Source organism: Oscillibacter sp. (genome assembly GCF_028693505.1).
Lineage (GTDB): Bacteria > Bacillota > Clostridia > Oscillospirales > Oscillospiraceae > Oscillibacter.
Genome location: NZ_JAQUVF010000015.1, coordinates 34,049 through 48,813, shown reverse-complemented (window position 1 = coordinate 48,813; position 14,765 = coordinate 34,049). Strand labels below are relative to the sequence as shown.

Here is a 14,765-nt window from a genome sequence, read left to right as displayed (position 1 = left end):
TTATACCACTAAAAAAAACGGTTGTACAGCCGTTTGCGGGAGCTAATCTGATGGCGCTTGCGCTTTCGCCCCGCTGTGGATATAATGGGGAAAACAGGAAGGGGGGAGCGCACAATGGAATCGGTGACCGGGCGTTTTGCCCCCTCGCCCAGCGGACGCATCCATCTGGGCAACATTCTTTGCTGCCTGCTGGCATGGCTCTCCGCCCGGCAAAAGGGCGGACGGGTGGTGCTGCGCATCGAGGATCTGGACACCGCCCGCTGTCCCCGGCGCTATGCCGATCAAATGGAGAAGGACCTGCGGTGGCTGGGCCTTTTCTGGGACGAGGGTCCCACTGTGGGCGGGGCTAGGGGGCCGTATGTTCAAAGTCGGCGCACCGCGCTCTATCGCTCCGCGCTGGAAAAGCTGGAGGGACAGGGGCTGGTGTACCCCTGCTTTTGTACCCGCTCGGAGCTTCACGCGTCCAGCGCGCCCCACCGGGAGGATGGGCAGACGATCTACGGCGGCGCCTGTCGGAATTTGACAGCGGCGGAGATCGCCCAAAAGGCAAAAACCCGGTCCCCCGCGCTCCGGCTGCGGGTGCCGGAGGAGACGTGGGGCGTTGCCGACGGGCATCTGGGTTCTTACCGGGAAGTGCTTTCCCGGGAGTGCGGGGACTTTCTCCTGCGCCGGTCCGACGGCATGTTTGCCTATCAGCTGGCGGTGGTGGTGGACGACGCCGCCATGGGGGTGACGGAGGTGGTGCGGGGGGCGGACCTGCTTGCCTCCACGCCGCGCCAGCTGTATTTATACCACCTTCTGGGGCTGACGCCTCCGGCGTTTTACCACTTTCCGCTGCTGCTCTCACCGTCCGGGCGGCGGCTTTCCAAGCGGGACGCGGACGCGGGGCTGGACGCCTTGCGGGATAAGGTCGCGCCGGAAGAGGTGCTGGGAAAGCTTGCGTACCTTGCGGGGTTCAATCCCTCGGCGGAGCCGAAAGCGCCCCAGGCGCTGCTGCTGGATTTTGACTGGGAGAAGGTGCCAAAAACCGACATCCGTCTGCCGGAGAAGTTGTTTTAAAAGGGGACGCAGGCGCAAAGCGGCAAGCAGAAATACCTGCGCCTTGGGCGGGGACGGCGGCTTTGCCGTCAAGAATGCACCCCACATTTTCTTTGCTCTTGCGCAAAGAAAACGTGCCGTGCACGGTACAAAAGAAAGGCGCTTAAGGGTTTTGTCTCCTACGAAGCTTCAGTGCATCCAGTAGACGCGGTGAATTGATCTTCCGCAAGCTGGGGGAAGTTGTCGGATGGCCTGTGCCGCTGTTTTCGCTGCCGCTAGCCTAATTTTGACCCGTGAGCGGCAGCGGCGCACAAGCAGAGACGATGCGATTTTTTGCCCCGGATTTTTGCAAAGGAGTAGCTTCGCGTCTACTGGATGCACCAAAGGTTTGCAGAAGACAAAACTCCCAAAACGGTTTCTTTTCCACCGCTCCGGCGGCGACTTTTCTTTGCCGCGACAAAGAAAAGCGGGGGCCGGATTCTGCCGCAAAGCGGCATCTTTCCCTGTACCAACGGCGCAACGCAGATGCAAACTGCTTCGCCTTCTTGCCCTAAGACGCAATAGGCGGCTGAGACGTGGTAGAGGACAGCCTGATATATTGGGATATGATTGGGGGATTAACATGAAAAAACTAAACATGGTTCTGCTTGTAATTGGACTCATATCCCTGTGTGGATGCAGTTCTAAAAATGTTCAATCATCATCGTCGGAAGTAACCGTATCATCTAATGCAGAGTCTGCAATTGAACCCATCCCTGAGCTGGAAGATACGCAATGGGAGATTGTAAGCGTCACAGCAGAAGATTTCGGTATGCAGGGTGGACTTGAAAACCCTGCTTTTGTTGAAGTTGGAGGCAATCCTGCAGGTGCACCGCTGGATAAGCTGATTGCATTTTGCCTGTCGGCGGACACTCTCAGTGAAGAGGCATATGAGGAACTGTATCAGAGATTTTTGGAGGCACCAAATGCTGTTCTGTCATATTGCAGCTTGATGGGTGAACAAACTGTTGAATTGACCGGACAAGGAAAGGTGCCGGCGGCCGAATATATTTGCGAAATGATTGGTCAAACGGATAAAACCCATGGGCTTACAGATGAATTTGCACAGGTAGTGGAAACCGCCCGACAAGCTTTCCCCAAATACACAGGCAATGCTCAGATATTGCTGACCAGAATCGAACTTGGCCGCGGAACTTTCGGAGGGAACTAAGGGAATCATTATCAGTAGGGCAGACAAATTCCTGTTTCTCCGGCTTGCTTCGCCTTCTTGCCCTAAAGCGTGCTTACAACGTCCCGTTTGCCGGGCGGTTTACAAACATTAAAAAAACAGAAGGCGTCACCGTTTTAAACGGTGACGCCTTCTTGCGATTTCGTTTGAGGAGCGCCAAAGTACTGTGCTCCTTTTTCAGTTGGCGGCGGGAGGCTCCGGCATCCGGACCTCCGGAATATGCACCTCCGGCATCAGCTCCCGGCTGACGACGGCGAGCATCTCCTCCAGCTTGACGCACTCCTCCGGCGTAAAACGCCGGGCAATGCGGTCCATGACCTCCACCATGTAGCTAGTGGAGATATTGTAGTAGTCGATATACTTCTGGGTGGCCTCCAGATGATATTCCCGCCGGTCCTCCGGGGACTGGACCCGGCGGACATACCCCTTCTTCACCAGACTGTTGACCTTGTAGGCGGCGTTGGGCGGAGAGATGCGCATGAAGGAGGCGAACTCGTTCACCGTGGGACTGCCCAGTGCCTGAATGGTCTCCATGCAAAAGGTCTCCACCGTGGTGAGACTTGCCTCTCGGTCCTGAAAGCGCCGAAAAATCTCCTGATAAAAATGCAGCTTGAACTTGGTATACACGTTAAAAAAAGCATATTTCAACATCTGCGTTTCCCGCCTCCCTGTGATCTTCCTGCCCAGTATAACAAGATTGCGGGAAAACGGCAAGTCATTCTCCACGAATGGCAAAGGTCAGCTCCGCGGTGCAGGCGACCTCTCCGTTTACGGTGGCCTTGCACGTCCCGATGCCCACCGGCCCCCGGCGCTTTGTCAGCTGGCATTCCAGCTCTAAAACGTCTCCGGGCACGACCATGCGCTTGAAGCGGGCGTTTTTCACGCCGCCGAACAGGGCAATTTTTCCCTCGTTTTCCGGCAGGGAGAGAATGGCGATGGCGCCCACCTGCGCAAGCGCCTCCAGAATCAGCACGCCGGGCAGAACGTGCTGCGTGGGAAAGTGACCGCAAAATACGCCCTCCCCCATGCTGACGCATTTGATGCCCTTGGCCCACTGGCCGGGGGCATAGTCCGTGACGCGGTCCACCAGAAGGAAGGGATAGCGGTGGGGCAGGATTTTGAGGATCTGGTTGGAATCAAGCTCCATCTCACGCCTCCCATTTCTTCAGCAAAAGGCTGCCGTTGTGCCCGCCAAAGCCCAGAGAGTTGGACATGGCGCAGCGGATGTCGGCCCGGCGGCCCACGCCGGGCACCACGTCCAGATCGCATTCCTCGTCGGGGCATTGGTAGTGGATGGTGGCGGGCAGGAAGCCGTTTTGCAGGGAGAGCGCCGTGAAGATGGCCTCCACCGCGCCTGCCGCGCCCAGCATGTGGCCGGTCATGGACTTGGTGGAGCTCATGGCCAGCGTGTAGGCATGGGGGCCGAACACCGCCTTGACGGCGGCGGTCTCCCCGGCGTCGTTGAGATGGGTGGAGGTGCCGTGGGCATTGATGTAGCCCACCTCTCCCGCGCTCACGCCGCCGTCCGCCAGCGCCAGAGCCATGGCCTTGGCCCCGCCGCTGCCGTCAGGGCGGGGGGCGGTCATGTGATAGGCGTCGCAGGTGGCGCCGTAGCCCGCGATTTCCGCGTAGATCTTCGCGCCCCGGGATAGCGCGCTCTCCAGCTCCTCCAGCAGCAGCATGCCCGCGCCCTCGCCCAAAACGAACCCGCTGCGCTCCTTGTCAAAGGGGATGGAGGCCCGCAGGGGGTCCTCCGTCTGGGATAGCGCCTTCATGGAGGTGAAGCCGCCGATGGCCAGCGGCGTGACGCAGGCTTCCGTGCCGCCGCAGAGCATCACGTCGGCGTAGCCGTCCCGAATGTAATGGAAGGCGTCGCCCACGGCGTTGGTGCCCCCGGCGCAGGCGGTGACGGGGCAGGAGCACATGCCGCGAAACCCGGCGTCAATGGCCACCTGTCCCGCCGCCATGTTGCAGATGCCGGTGGGAATGTAGAAGGGAGAGACCCGGTCCCAGCCCTTTTCCTTGCCCCGTTCGTGCTCCGCTTCCGTGATGGAAAGACCGCCGATGCCGCTGGAGAGGATGACGCCGCAGCGGTCGGGGTCGGTTTCCTGCATGGAAAAGGCCGCGTCGGCAAGCGCTTCCCGGGCGGAGACCACGGCAAACTGGGTAAAGCGGCCCATGCGCCGACTCTCCTGCCGGCCCAGCAGGGTCTCGGGGTCAAAGCCCTTGACCTCCGCCGCCAGCTTGACCTTCATGGCTTCGGCGTCAAACTGGGTGATGGGCGCCACGCCGCACACGCCGTTTTGCACGGCCTGCCAGCTTTCCGGCGCGGTGAGGCCAATGGGGGTGACGGCCCCGAGACCGGTGATGACGACTCTGCGTCGTTCCATAATGTACCTCCTCATGTCAGTTGAAGTGTGGGGTGGAAGGGACGCTCACATGGACATCCCGCCGTCCACAGACAGCACCTGCCCGGTGATGTATCCGGTCTCGTCCCCGGCGAGAAATGCCACGGCCCGGGCCACATCCTCCGTACGCCCCGCCCGTCCCACCGGAATGGCGGAGAGCATGGCGGTCTTAGCCGCTTCCGGCAGGGCGGCGGTCATGTCGGTATCGATGAATCCCGGCGCCACGGCGTTGACGGTGACGTTCCGGGAGGCAAGCTCCTTGGCGAGGGATTTGGTCATGCCGATGACGCCGGCCTTGCTGGCGGCGTAGTTCACCTGTCCGGCGTTGCCGTGCAGCCCCACCACGGAGGAGAGATTCACGATGCGCCCGTACTTCTGGCGCATCATCTGCCGGGCCACCGCCTTCATGCAAAGGAAGGTGCCCTTGAGATTGGTGGCCGTCACGGCGTCAAAATCCGCTTCCTTCATGGTCATCAGCAGTGCGTCCCGGGTGATGCCGGCGTTGTTCACCAGAATGTCGATGCGGCCAAAGGCCGTGAGCGCCGCGTCCATGAGGGCCTTGACCTCGTCACTTTGGGAAACGTCGCACCGGATGGCCAGCGCCTTCCCGCCCAGCGCCTCGCAGCTTTGGACGGTTTCCTCGGCGGCGCTTTCGTTCCCGGCGTAGCAAAGAACTACGTTCGCGCCGCCCTTTGCAAGCTCCAGGGAGATGGCCCGGCCCAGTCCCCGGCTGCCGCCGGTGACCACGGCGGTCTTTCCGCAAAAATTCATGTTGTCTGCTCCTTTATCAGTTGGATGAGGGATGCCACGTCCGCCACGGTCTCCACGGCGTAGACGGGCAGTTCCGGGGCCGTTTTTTTCACAAAGCCGCTCAGCGCCTTCCCTGGGCCGATCTCCACCAGTGCGTCCAGCCCCATGGAGGCCATCTTCCGGATGGAATCCTCCATGTAGACGCTGCTTTGGACCTGCCGGACCAGCAGCTGCGCCACGGTGTCCGTGGGGCTTTTTTCGCCGCCCAGACAGTTGAAGAGCACGGGAATGGACGGCTCGCCGAAGGAAACGCCCTCGAAATACTTGCGGAGGGCCTCCCCGGCGGGGGCCATCAGGGGGGTGTGGAAGGGGCCGCTGACCTTCAGAGGAAGGCAGCGCCGTGCGCCCCGCTCTTTCGCGAGGGCGGCGGCGCGTTCCACCGCCGCCTTGTCTCCGCCCAGCACCATTTGGCCGGGGCAGTTGTAGTTGGCAATGACCACGCAGCCGTATTCCGCACTGTCGCGGCAGCAGCCCTCCAAAGCATCCCGCGCAAGGCCCAAAACCGCCACCATGGCGCTCTCGTGTCCCTCGGCGGCGCGCTCCATGGCCTTTCCACGAAAGGCTGCGAGCTTTACGGCTTCGGCGGCATCAAACACCCCGGCGGCGTGAAGCGCGGAATATTCTCCCAGAGAAAGGCCCGCCACGGCGGCGGGTGTAATGCCCGCCTCTTTTAATACGGCGGTGAGTCCGGCGGCGAAGGCCACCATGCAGGGCTGGGTGTAGCGGGTCTCGTTCAAAACGCCGTGGGCGTCGGTAAAGGAGACCTCCTTTAAGTCAAAGTCCACCTCCGCGCGGTCGATCACAGCGCGGAAGGCGGGAAAGGCTTCGTACAGGTCCGCCCCCATTCCGGGGTGCTGGCTGCCCTGTCCGGCGTACAAAAAACCGAGCTTCATGGCGCGGCCCTCCATTCGTTCATGATTTGGTCCATTTGCGCTTGGACGGTGGAAAGGGCATTGACCTCTCCCACGGAAGCGCCGCAGAAGAACAGCCCGTTTTCCCAGTCCCCGTTGGCCGCCGCGATCAGCGCCTTGGAAATGCAGTAGGGCGCGGTTTTTGGATCGCAGGCGGAAAGACAGCGGACGCAGCGCGCGATCGGCGGCTGCGTGCCCGCCTCCACCCGCTGGATGAGGGGGCTGCGCAGGGCGCGGCCCGGCATGCCCACGGGGCTTTGCACGATCTCCACATCTTCCGTGCCCCCGCCCAGCAACGCCCGTTTATAGTCCGCCGAGGCGTCGCATTCCTCTGTTGCGATGAACCGGGTGGCAAACTGCGCCCCGGCGGCGCCTTTGTCCGTGTACCGGCGCATCTCGCCGCCGTCTTTGATGCCGCCTGCCACAAACACCGGAATGTCCCGGCCGTACCGGTCCCGGAAGGGGGCCAGTGCCTCCAGCACCTCCTCAAGCAGGGCGGAGAGGGGGATGGGGGACCCGGATTGCGCCCTGTGGGCCTCCTCCGGAGAAAAACCCAGATGTCCCCCGGCGAGGGGGCCTTCCACCACGACGAAATCCGGCACGCGGTGGTAGTGCTTATCCCACAGGCGGCACAAAAGCGCCGCCGCCCGTCCGCTGCTGACGATGGGCGCGATGGCGGCGTCGCTTTCCGGCACCTCCGCTGCAATGGCGGGCAGGTCCCGGGGAAGGCCCGCGCCGCACACCACCGCGTCCACCCCGGCCCGCAGGGCGGTGCGGATGCTCTCGGCATACTGGGTGGTGGCGACCATGGCGTTCACCGCCACCAGCCCCGCGCCTCTGGCAAGGGCCTTGGCCCGCCGGACCTGCCTCTCCAGCGCCCGGAGGTTGGCCCCCTTGGGGTCGACGGTAAAGTCCGGCTCCCGAAAGCCGCACAGGGCCGTGGAGATGGTGCCCATGCCGCCACACGCCGCTACCGCCCCGGCAAGGCGCTCCAGACTCACGCCCACGCCCATGCCGCCCTGTAAGATGGGGAGGGGGAGGCACTTCCCCCGAATCGTCACCGCCATCTCTGATTCGCCTCGCCGAGGGCGGCGATGCCGCCCGCATACAGCTCTTCAAAAATCTGGCGCAGGGGTCGAATCTCGTGGAGCATTCCGGCCACCTGTCCCGCCATCACGCTGCCCCGGTCCGTGTCGCCATCAAATACCGCCCGGCGCAGTCCGCCCAGCGTCACGTGCTCCAGCTCCTCCAGCGTGGCCCCCCGCTTTTCGAGGGCCAGATACTCCCGGGCCATCCGGTTTTTCAGTACCCGCACCGGCCCGCCCACGGACCGGCCCGTAACGGTGGTGTCGGAGTCCTTGGCCTTTAAAAGGGCCTGCTTGTAGTTTTCGTGGATGGGGCACTCCGCGCTTGCCAGCAGGCAGGTGCCCACCTGTGCGCCGCAGGCGCCCAGGGCGAAGGCGGCGGCCATCTGCCGACCGTCGGCAATGCCGCCTGCGGCGATCACCGGAACATCCACCGCGTCGATCACCTGGGGCAAAAGCGCCATGGTGGTCATCTCGCCCACGTGGCCGCCGGACTCGGTGCCCTCGGCGATGATGGCGTCGGCCCCGGCCCGGGCCAGCCGCTTTGCAAGGATGCTGGCCGCCACCACCGGCAAAACCTTCACGCCCGCCGCCTTCCACGCGGGGATGTACGCGCCGGGATTGCCCGCGCCGGTGGTGACCACCGGCACGCCTTCCTCCATGACGATTCTCGCCATCTCCCCGGCGCAGGGGTTCATCAGCATCAAGTTGACGCCGAAGGGCTTGTCGGTCAGGCTTTTGCAAATGCGGATCTGCTCGCGCAAAAGCGCGGAGTCCAGCATGCCGCCGGTGGCGATCACGCCCAGCGCACCCGCGTTGGAGCAGGCGGCGGCAAAGGCCCCGGTGGCGATGTTCGCCATTCCACCCTGAATAATGGGAAATTCGGTTCCCAGCAGTTCGTTCAGCTTTGTCATAGGGAGTCCTTTCTCATGCAAATTCCACCAGCGCGCCGCCCCAGGTCAGCCCGCCGCCAAAGCCTACAACCAAAACCCGGCTGCCGCTATGGACCTTCTGGAGGTCCTGCAATTCGCTTAAGACCAAGGGAATGCTGGCGGCGGAGGTGTTGCCGTATTCTTCAATGTTTTTATAGTACTTTTCCGGCGGGATGCGGTATTTGCGTACCGCCAGATCGATGATGCGGGCGTTGGCCTGATGAAAGACGAAAAAGTCCACGTCGTCGGCGGTCATGCCTGCCTTTTCCAGCACCTGATCCATGCAGCGGGGCACGGTCTCCACAGCAAATTTAAAGACCTTGGTGCCGTCCATGCGGATGAAGCTTCGCTCCCCCGTCTCCGCCCCCGCTACCCGCAAAAGCGCGTCGTCGCCACGGGTGCCCAGCACCGCGCCGATGGATGTCCAGCCCTCCCGCCATTCCACCACGGCGGCCCCGGCCCCGTCCCCGAAGAGGATGCAGGTGCCCCGGTCGGTCCAATCCAGAATGCGGCTGAGGACCTCTGCCCCGATGACAAGGCCGTATTTCCGGGGCGCGGCGGCTAAAAGACATTCCATGGTGTGCAGCGCGAAGAGAAACCCGGTGCAGGCGGCGTTGAGGTCAAAGCATAGCGTATCCTCCGCAAGGCCCAGCTCCCGCTGCAAAAGGCACGCGGCGGCGGGGACCAGATGGTCCGGCGTCAGCGTTGCCACGATGCAAACGCCGATCTCCTCCGGCGCGATGCCGGATTTTTCCAGCGCCGCCCGGGCGGCCCCCACGCAAAGGGCGGTGTGGGTCTCTCCGGCGCAGTGGCGGCGACGGCGGATGCCCGTGCGGGAGGCGATCCACGCGTCGTTGGTGTCCACGATTTTTGCAAGATCGTCGTTGGTGACGACTTTTTCCGGGACGCAGCGTCCGGTGCCGCGAATTTTGATTCCGCTCATAGCGCCTCTTTCCCGGGAGCGGCCACTCCCATTTTTCGAAATTTCTGGTAGCGATCCTCCGCCAGCGCCGCGCCGCTTTCCTTACAGAGGGAGGAGAGGTGGCGGCGCAGGGCGCGATCCACCTCGCGGATGGCCTGCGCGGCGTCGCAGTGCGCGCCGCCCTCCGGCTCCGGGATGATGTCGTCAATGATGCCGAGGCGCAAAAGCTCCGGTGCGGTGAGGCGCATCAGTTCACTGGCTTCCGCGCTGCGCGCGGCGTCCTTCCACAAAATGGAGGCAAAGCCCTCCGGCGAGAGGATGGCGTACACGGCGTTCTCCTGCATCAAGATCCGGTTGGCAACGCCCAGCGCCAGCGCGCCGCCGCTGTTGCCCTCTCCGGTGATGACCGCCACCACAGGAACCGTAAGGCGGCTCATCTCCAAGAGGTTTCGGGCGATGGCCTCGCCCTGCCCGTGGGCCTCGGCCTCCAGACCGGGGTATGCCCCGGCGGTATCAATAAAGGTGAGGACGGGCCGGCGAAATTTTTCCGCCTGACGCATCAGCCGCAGGGCCTTGCGGTAGCCCTCCGGGTTCGGCATGCCGAAATTGCACCGGAGGTTTTCCTCCAGCGTTTTGCCCTTCCGGGTGCCGATGACGGTGACGCTCTGCCCGTGATAGAGGGCGACGCCGCCCAGAATCGCTTCGTCCTCGCCGCAAAGACGGTCGCCCTTTTGCTCGAAAAAGTCGGTGAAGAGGCCGTCGATATAGTCAGTGATGTTGGGCCGCTGGGGGTGCCGGGCCATAGCCACCCGCTCCGCGGCGGTGAGCGCGCTCATAGGCGGCCTCCTTTCTCGTGGAGATGCAGGAGACGGGAAAGCGTCTCCCGCAGCTGCCCCCGGGGAACCACGGCGTCCACAAAGCCGTGGGAGAGCTGGTACTCCGCGCGCTGAAAGCCCTCCGGCAGCGTCTCGCCGATGGTCTGCTGGATCACCCGGGGACCGGCAAAGCCGATGAGCGCGCCGGGCTCCGCCAAAATGACGTCGCCAAGGGAAGCGAAGCTGGCGGTGACGCCGCCGGTGGTGGGGTCCGTCAAAACGGAGATGTAGAGCAGCCCTTTTTCCGAAAACCGGGCCAGCGCGGCGCTGGTTTTCGCCATCTGCATGAGGGAGAGAATGCCCTCCTGCATCCGGGCCCCGCCGCTGGCGGAAAAGAGGATGAGGGGCAGCTTGTTCTTTCCCGCATACTCAATGGCCAGCGTGATCTTTTCCCCCACGGCGGCGCTCATGCTGCCCATGAAAAAGCGGCTGTCCAGCACGCCCACCACGCATTTGCGTCCCCCGATGGAACCGGTGGCGGTGACGGCGGCCTCACTGAGGCCGGTTTTGCGCTGGGCGGCGGCGAGCTTTTCCGGGTAGTCCGGAAAGGAAAGTGGGTCCGCCGCCGGGTACTTCTCATTCAGCTCCCGGAAGGAGCCGGGGTCCAAAATGGTGCTGAGCCGGTAGTAGCCGCCGATGGGCCAGTGATAGCCGCACTTGGGGCACACGGAAAGCCCTTCGGCCACCGCCTTGCGGGTGTTTTCCCCATGGCAGCTGGGGCACTCCGTCAGGCGGTCGCCGGGGATATAGTTGTCCCGGATGGCCTTCATGGCCAGAAGCCGGGCCCGGCGCTTGGCAAACATGCTGTTCATACGTCCTCCTCACACGCCGCCACCCGGCGGCTGAAGTCCAGCAGCTCGGGCAGGCGCTCATCCAGAAAGGCTGTGGTGCAGCCGCCTCGGACAAAAACGGGATGGTAGAGAATCTGGTAGGAGAGCTCCGCGTTGGTGGGAAAGCCCTCCAACGTGAATTCCTCCAGACACCGGCGCATCTTTCGGATGGCCTCCAGCCGGGTGGGCGCGTGGACCAGCAGCTTGGCGGCCATGGAATCGTAGTAGGGGGAGAGGGCGCAGCCCTGATACAAACAGGAATCCACCCGGACCCCCGCGCCGCCGGGAAAGTGCAAAAAGGCCACCTCCCCCGGGCAGGGCTGAAAGTTTTTTGCCGGGTCCTCCGCGTTGATGCGGCACTCGATAGCGTGGCCCGCCATTAGCACCTGCTCCTGCGTGAAGTCCAGCGCAAGACCCGAGGCGATGCGCAGCTGTTCCCGCACCAGATCCACGCCGGTCACCAGCTCCGTGACGCCGTGCTCCACCTGAATGCGGGTGTTCATCTCCATAAAATAGAAGTGCTGCCCGTCGGCATCCAGCAAAAATTCCACGGTGCCCGCGCCTTCGTAGCCCACGGCCTGGGCTGCCCGGACGGCGGCGGCGCCCATGGCCTCCCGCAGCGCCGGGGTGAGGCATTTGGCGGGCGCTTCCTCAATGAGCTTTTGGTTTCTCCGCTGGACGGAGCAGTCCCGGTCCCCCAGATGGAGGGTGTGGCCGAAGCGGTCCGCCAGAATTTGAAACTCAATGTGCCGGGGGTGGAGCACCAACTTTTCAAGATACATCTCCCCGTCGCCAAAGCAGGCGGTGGCCTCGGCCTTTGCCTCGGCGTAGGCGGCGGGAAGCTCAGATAAGCTGTTGCAGCGGCGGATGCCCCGTCCGCCGCCACCGGCGCTGGCCTTGAGCAGCACGGGGTAGCCCACGGCCTCCGCCGCGCGCAGGGCATCTTCCACGGTATTTACCGCACCCTCGGAGCCGGGGGTCACCGGGACGCCCGCCGCCTTCATCCGGTCCCGGGCGGCGGATTTGGACCCCGCCATGCGGATGGCGTCTCCGGAGGGGCCGATAAAAACCAGCCCCGCCGCTTTGCAGGCGTCCGCAAAGTCGGCGTTTTCCGAAAGGAAGCCGTAGCCGGGGTGGACGGCGTCGCAGCCGGTCAGGCGGGCCGCCGTCAAAAGCGCGTCCTGATTGAGGTAGCTCTCGGCGGCCTTGGCAGGGCCAATGCACACAGACCGGGTGGCCAGCTGGACGTGGAGGGCCTCCGCGTCCGCCGTGGAATAAACGGCCACCGTCTCCATATCCAGCTCTCGGCAGGCGCGCAGGATGCGCAGCGCGATCTCGCCCCGGTTCGCGATCAAAACCCGCTTCAGCATGGCTGGTAGCGCAAAAGCGGCTCCCCGAAGGCCGCCAGCTCTCCGTCAGCCTTCAATACCGCTTCGATCACGCAGTCGCAGGGGGCGAGTACCTCGCTCATCATTTTCATGGCCTCAATGAGACAGACCGTCTGCCCCTTTTTGATATGCGCGCCCACCGGTGCGAAGGGCGGCTGATCCGGGGCGGGGGCGGTGTAAAAAGCACCCACCAGAGGCGCTGTGACGGCGGGGGATTCCACCGGGGCGGGCGCGGCGGAAACGCCTGCCGGGATGGGGGCGTTTCCTGCGGGGGCGGTGCCGCCGCCCCGGCTCAGCTCTATGGAAAAATCCTGCCGGGAGAGCTTCAGCGTCCCAAGGGAGCTGCGCTCAAAGCAGGCAATCAAATCGTAAAGTTCCTGATTGGTCATGGAGTTCCTTTCTCAGCGGAAAGCTGGTTCCGGCGAGGAACGGGGATGCCGTCCCTCGCCGAAGAGTGGTCAGGCCTTGTGGGAAGCGAGGTAGTTCATGATGTTGCCCACCGTTTTGAGCGCGGCAACATCCCCATCGTCGATGGAAATGCCGGCGGCCTCTTCCAGCGCCATCACCAGCTCCACAGAAGCCAGAGAGTCGGCGCCCAGGTCCTCCGCCAGCGTGGCGGTCAGCGTCACCTGCTCGGCGTCGCAGCCGATGGTCTCCACAATGATGTCACGTACCTTTTCAAATTCCATGGGGGTACTCCTTTGATATTTTTAAATTTTAGTTATTTTAATTAAAAATATTTAACTAAAATAATTTAAGCACATTTTATGCAAGTGCGGGGGATTTGTCAAGAAAAAAATAGAGACGCGGATAAAAAGAAAAAAAGGGACGACCGGAGAATATAAAATTTCCGCCAAACCCCTGTGAAAGGTATTCCCTTTTCAGGAATTATCCAGTATAATTCACTTACTACCTCCCGGCCTTTTCAGGCCGGGAGACGATTTGGAACGAGGAGAGATTATGAGAATCATCATCGTGGGCGCTGGAAAGGTGGGACTGGCGCTGACGCAGCAGCTCTCTGTGGAAAACCGTGTGACCGTCATCGACCAGAATTCCCAACTGATCGACAACATCATCAATATCTATGATGTGATGGGTGTTTGCGGCAACGGAGCCAGTTATGAGGTGCAAAAAGAGGCGGAGGCCGAAAAGGCCGAGCTGTTGATCGCCACCGCTTCCAGCGACGAGATCAATATCTTGGCGTGTCTTGTGGCCAAGAAGCTGGGAGTTGAACATACCATCGCCCGCATCCGCAACCCCGAGTATGAGACGCAGCTGCGGTTCATGCGGGAGGAGCTGGGCCTTTCCATGGCCATCAACCCGGAAAAGGCCACCGCCCGGGAAGTTGCCCGGGTGCTGCGCTTCCCGGCGGCCATGAAGCTGGAGTCCTTTTCCAAGGGCCGGCTGGAGCTGGTGGAATACCGCCTGAGCGAAAACTCCGCGCTGGACGGGATGCTTTTGGCGGACCTATACCGCAACATCCGCGTGCGCGTGCTGATCTGTGCCGTTGCCCGCAAGGGGGAGACCATCATCCCCACGGGCGAATTTGTGCTGCACGCCGGGGACAAGATTTATCTCACCGCCTCGCCGGAGCAGCTCTCCCAGTTCTTCCGGCATCTGGGCGTGTTCCGCAGCCGGGCGTCCTCCGTGATGATCGTGGGCGCCAGCAAGATGTGCTACTACCTTGCCTCGGAACTTTTGGAGATGGGCATGTCCGTGAAGATCATCGACCAGAACGAGCAGCGCTGCGTCCAGATGGGGGAGATGCTGCCCCGGGCGCTGGTCATTGTGGGAGACGGAACCAACAGCGAGCTTTTGCATGAGGAGGGAATCGAGCAGACGGACGCCTTCGTGGCGATCACCGGTCTGGACGAGGCCAATATCCTGATGTCCATGAGCGCCGCCAAGCAGTCCGGAGACTGCAAGGTGGTGGCGAAGATCAACCGCAAGCCACTGGTGGATCTGGTGTCGGCGGAGCACATGATCGACAGCGTGGTCTCCGCCGCCTCGGTGACCACCGAGCTGATCGTCCAGTATGTCCGGGCCATGCAAAGCGCCTCCGGCGCAAAGGTCAAGACGCTGCACCGTCTGGTGGACGGCGCGGTGGAGGCGCTGGAATTCGGCGTGAGCGCGGATGTGCCCTTTATCGGCGTGCCGCTCAAGGACCTGACGCTCAGAAGCGGCATTCTACTGGCGGGAATCGTCCGGCAAAGCGGCCAGATTGTCATCCCCTCCGGCAACGATGTCCTGCATGAAAACGACGATGTGATTGTGGTGACCACGGATACGACGCTCCAGGACATCCACGACATCCTGCAGTGAAGGCGGAGGAATCAAG

16 protein-coding genes are annotated in these 14,765 nt (G+C 62.7%); 3 read left to right on the top strand and 13 right to left on the bottom strand.

Annotated elements, in window-relative coordinates; translation table 11 throughout:
* Positions 1–114: 114 nt before the first annotated feature.
* Together gluQRS and PHI30_RS06240 are read left to right on the top strand one after the other, a co-directional pair.
* The gene (gene gluQRS, locus PHI30_RS06245; RefSeq protein ID WP_300025410.1) at positions 115–1,059 is read left to right on the top strand and encodes a tRNA glutamyl-Q(34) synthetase GluQRS; all 945 of its coding nucleotides are present in this window, start codon (positions 115–117) and stop codon (positions 1,057–1,059) included.
* Positions 1,060–1,660: 601 nt separating this feature from the next.
* Positions 1,661–2,248: a hypothetical protein gene (locus tag PHI30_RS06240; protein WP_300025408.1), complete on the top strand. Its 588-nt coding sequence runs from the start codon at positions 1,661–1,663 to the stop codon at positions 2,246–2,248.
* A 195-nt stretch (positions 2,249–2,443) separates the two neighbouring features.
* Here the strand turns inward: PHI30_RS06240 and PHI30_RS06235 are convergent, their stop codons facing one another.
* The 13 genes from PHI30_RS06235 to acpP all read right to left on the bottom strand — a co-directional run bounded on the left by PHI30_RS06235 (position 2,444) and on the right by acpP (position 13,116).
* Entirely contained in the window at positions 2,444–2,917 is a 474-nt protein-coding gene (locus PHI30_RS06235) for a MarR family transcriptional regulator (protein ID WP_300025405.1), read from the bottom strand.
* A gap of 64 nt (positions 2,918–2,981) precedes the next feature.
* The gene (fabZ, locus tag PHI30_RS06230; protein ID WP_300025402.1) at positions 2,982–3,413 is read right to left on the bottom strand and encodes a 3-hydroxyacyl-ACP dehydratase FabZ; all 432 of its coding nucleotides are present in this window, start codon (positions 3,411–3,413) and stop codon (positions 2,982–2,984) included.
* Position 3,414: 1 nt separating this feature from the next.
* The gene (gene fabF, locus PHI30_RS06225; protein ID WP_300025399.1) at positions 3,415–4,656 is read right to left on the bottom strand and encodes a beta-ketoacyl-ACP synthase II; all 1,242 of its coding nucleotides are present in this window, start codon (positions 4,654–4,656) and stop codon (positions 3,415–3,417) included.
* 45 nt (positions 4,657–4,701) lie between these two features.
* The gene (gene fabG / locus PHI30_RS06220) at positions 4,702–5,445 is read right to left on the bottom strand and encodes a 3-oxoacyl-[acyl-carrier-protein] reductase (RefSeq protein ID WP_300025397.1); all 744 of its coding nucleotides are present in this window, start codon (positions 5,443–5,445) and stop codon (positions 4,702–4,704) included.
* Entirely contained in the window at positions 5,442–6,377 is a 936-nt protein-coding gene (fabD, locus tag PHI30_RS06215) for an ACP S-malonyltransferase (protein WP_300025395.1), read from the bottom strand. Before fabD ends, fabG begins: the two co-directional genes overlap by 4 nt.
* Positions 6,374–7,462, bottom strand: a complete 1,089-nt coding sequence (locus tag PHI30_RS06210) for a nitronate monooxygenase family protein (RefSeq protein WP_300025392.1) — start codon at positions 7,460–7,462, stop codon at positions 6,374–6,376. The genes fabD and PHI30_RS06210 overlap by 4 nt, the downstream gene beginning before the upstream one ends.
* Positions 7,453–8,394, bottom strand: coding sequence for a nitronate monooxygenase (locus tag PHI30_RS06205; protein WP_300025389.1), 942 nt, complete (start codon positions 8,392–8,394; stop codon positions 7,453–7,455). Before PHI30_RS06205 ends, PHI30_RS06210 begins: the two co-directional genes overlap by 10 nt.
* Before the next feature lie 13 nt (positions 8,395–8,407).
* Positions 8,408–9,355, bottom strand: a complete 948-nt coding sequence (locus PHI30_RS06200) for a beta-ketoacyl-ACP synthase III (protein WP_300025386.1) — start codon at positions 9,353–9,355, stop codon at positions 8,408–8,410.
* Positions 9,352–10,170 (bottom strand): acetyl-CoA carboxylase carboxyltransferase subunit alpha, encoded by an 819-nt coding sequence (locus PHI30_RS06195; RefSeq protein ID WP_300025384.1) that lies wholly within the window; start codon positions 10,168–10,170, stop codon positions 9,352–9,354. The genes PHI30_RS06200 and PHI30_RS06195 overlap by 4 nt, the downstream gene beginning before the upstream one ends.
* Positions 10,167–11,021, bottom strand: a complete 855-nt coding sequence (accD, locus tag PHI30_RS06190) for an acetyl-CoA carboxylase, carboxyltransferase subunit beta (RefSeq protein WP_300025382.1) — start codon at positions 11,019–11,021, stop codon at positions 10,167–10,169. The genes PHI30_RS06195 and accD overlap by 4 nt, the downstream gene beginning before the upstream one ends.
* Positions 11,018–12,409, bottom strand: coding sequence for an acetyl-CoA carboxylase biotin carboxylase subunit (gene accC, locus PHI30_RS06185; RefSeq protein ID WP_300025380.1), 1,392 nt, complete (start codon positions 12,407–12,409; stop codon positions 11,018–11,020). The genes accD and accC overlap by 4 nt, the downstream gene beginning before the upstream one ends.
* Positions 12,403–12,816, bottom strand: coding sequence for a biotin/lipoyl-containing protein (locus PHI30_RS06180; RefSeq protein ID WP_300025378.1), 414 nt, complete (start codon positions 12,814–12,816; stop codon positions 12,403–12,405). Before PHI30_RS06180 ends, accC begins: the two co-directional genes overlap by 7 nt.
* 69 nt (positions 12,817–12,885) lie before the next feature.
* Positions 12,886–13,116 (bottom strand): acyl carrier protein, encoded by a 231-nt coding sequence (gene acpP, locus PHI30_RS06175; RefSeq protein ID WP_300025375.1) that lies wholly within the window; start codon positions 13,114–13,116, stop codon positions 12,886–12,888.
* A 271-nt stretch (positions 13,117–13,387) separates the two neighbouring features.
* On the opposite strand from acpP, the gene trkA reads away from it, so the two are divergent.
* Positions 13,388–14,749, top strand: a complete 1,362-nt coding sequence (gene trkA / locus PHI30_RS06170) for a Trk system potassium transporter TrkA (RefSeq protein WP_300025372.1) — start codon at positions 13,388–13,390, stop codon at positions 14,747–14,749.
* Positions 14,750–14,765: the final 16 nt, after the last annotated feature.

Bases quoted from the DNA above. Each gene is read 5' to 3' on its own strand.
- PHI30_RS06195 (WP_300025384.1), bottom strand. From the start codon at position 10,170: ATGAGCGCGCTCACCGCCGCGGAGCGGGTGGCTATGGCCCGGCACCCC.
- fabF (WP_300025399.1), bottom strand. From the start codon at position 4,656: ATGGAACGACGCAGAGTCGTCATCACCGGTCTCGGGGCCGTCACCCCC.
- fabG (WP_300025397.1), bottom strand. From the start codon at position 5,445: ATGAATTTTTGCGGAAAGACCGCCGTGGTCACCGGCGGCAGCCGGGGA.
- acpP (WP_300025375.1), bottom strand. From the start codon at position 13,116: ATGGAATTTGAAAAGGTACGTGACATCATTGTGGAGACCATCGGCTGC.
- accC (WP_300025380.1), bottom strand. From the start codon at position 12,409: ATGCTGAAGCGGGTTTTGATCGCGAACCGGGGCGAGATCGCGCTGCGC.
- trkA (WP_300025372.1), top strand. From the start codon at position 13,388: ATGAGAATCATCATCGTGGGCGCTGGAAAGGTGGGACTGGCGCTGACG.
- gluQRS (WP_300025410.1), top strand. From the start codon at position 115: ATGGAATCGGTGACCGGGCGTTTTGCCCCCTCGCCCAGCGGACGCATC.
- fabD (WP_300025395.1), bottom strand. From the start codon at position 6,377: ATGAAGCTCGGTTTTTTGTACGCCGGACAGGGCAGCCAGCACCCCGGA.
- PHI30_RS06235 (WP_300025405.1), bottom strand. From the start codon at position 2,917: ATGTTGAAATATGCTTTTTTTAACGTGTATACCAAGTTCAAGCTGCAT.
- PHI30_RS06180 (WP_300025378.1), bottom strand. From the start codon at position 12,816: ATGACCAATCAGGAACTTTACGATTTGATTGCCTGCTTTGAGCGCAGC.
- fabZ (WP_300025402.1), bottom strand. From the start codon at position 3,413: ATGGAGCTTGATTCCAACCAGATCCTCAAAATCCTGCCCCACCGCTAT.
- PHI30_RS06210 (WP_300025392.1), bottom strand. From the start codon at position 7,462: ATGGCGGTGACGATTCGGGGGAAGTGCCTCCCCCTCCCCATCTTACAG.
- PHI30_RS06205 (WP_300025389.1), bottom strand. From the start codon at position 8,394: ATGACAAAGCTGAACGAACTGCTGGGAACCGAATTTCCCATTATTCAG.
- PHI30_RS06240 (WP_300025408.1), top strand. From the start codon at position 1,661: ATGAAAAAACTAAACATGGTTCTGCTTGTAATTGGACTCATATCCCTG.
- PHI30_RS06200 (WP_300025386.1), bottom strand. From the start codon at position 9,355: ATGAGCGGAATCAAAATTCGCGGCACCGGACGCTGCGTCCCGGAAAAA.
- accD (WP_300025382.1), bottom strand. From the start codon at position 11,021: ATGAACAGCATGTTTGCCAAGCGCCGGGCCCGGCTTCTGGCCATGAAG.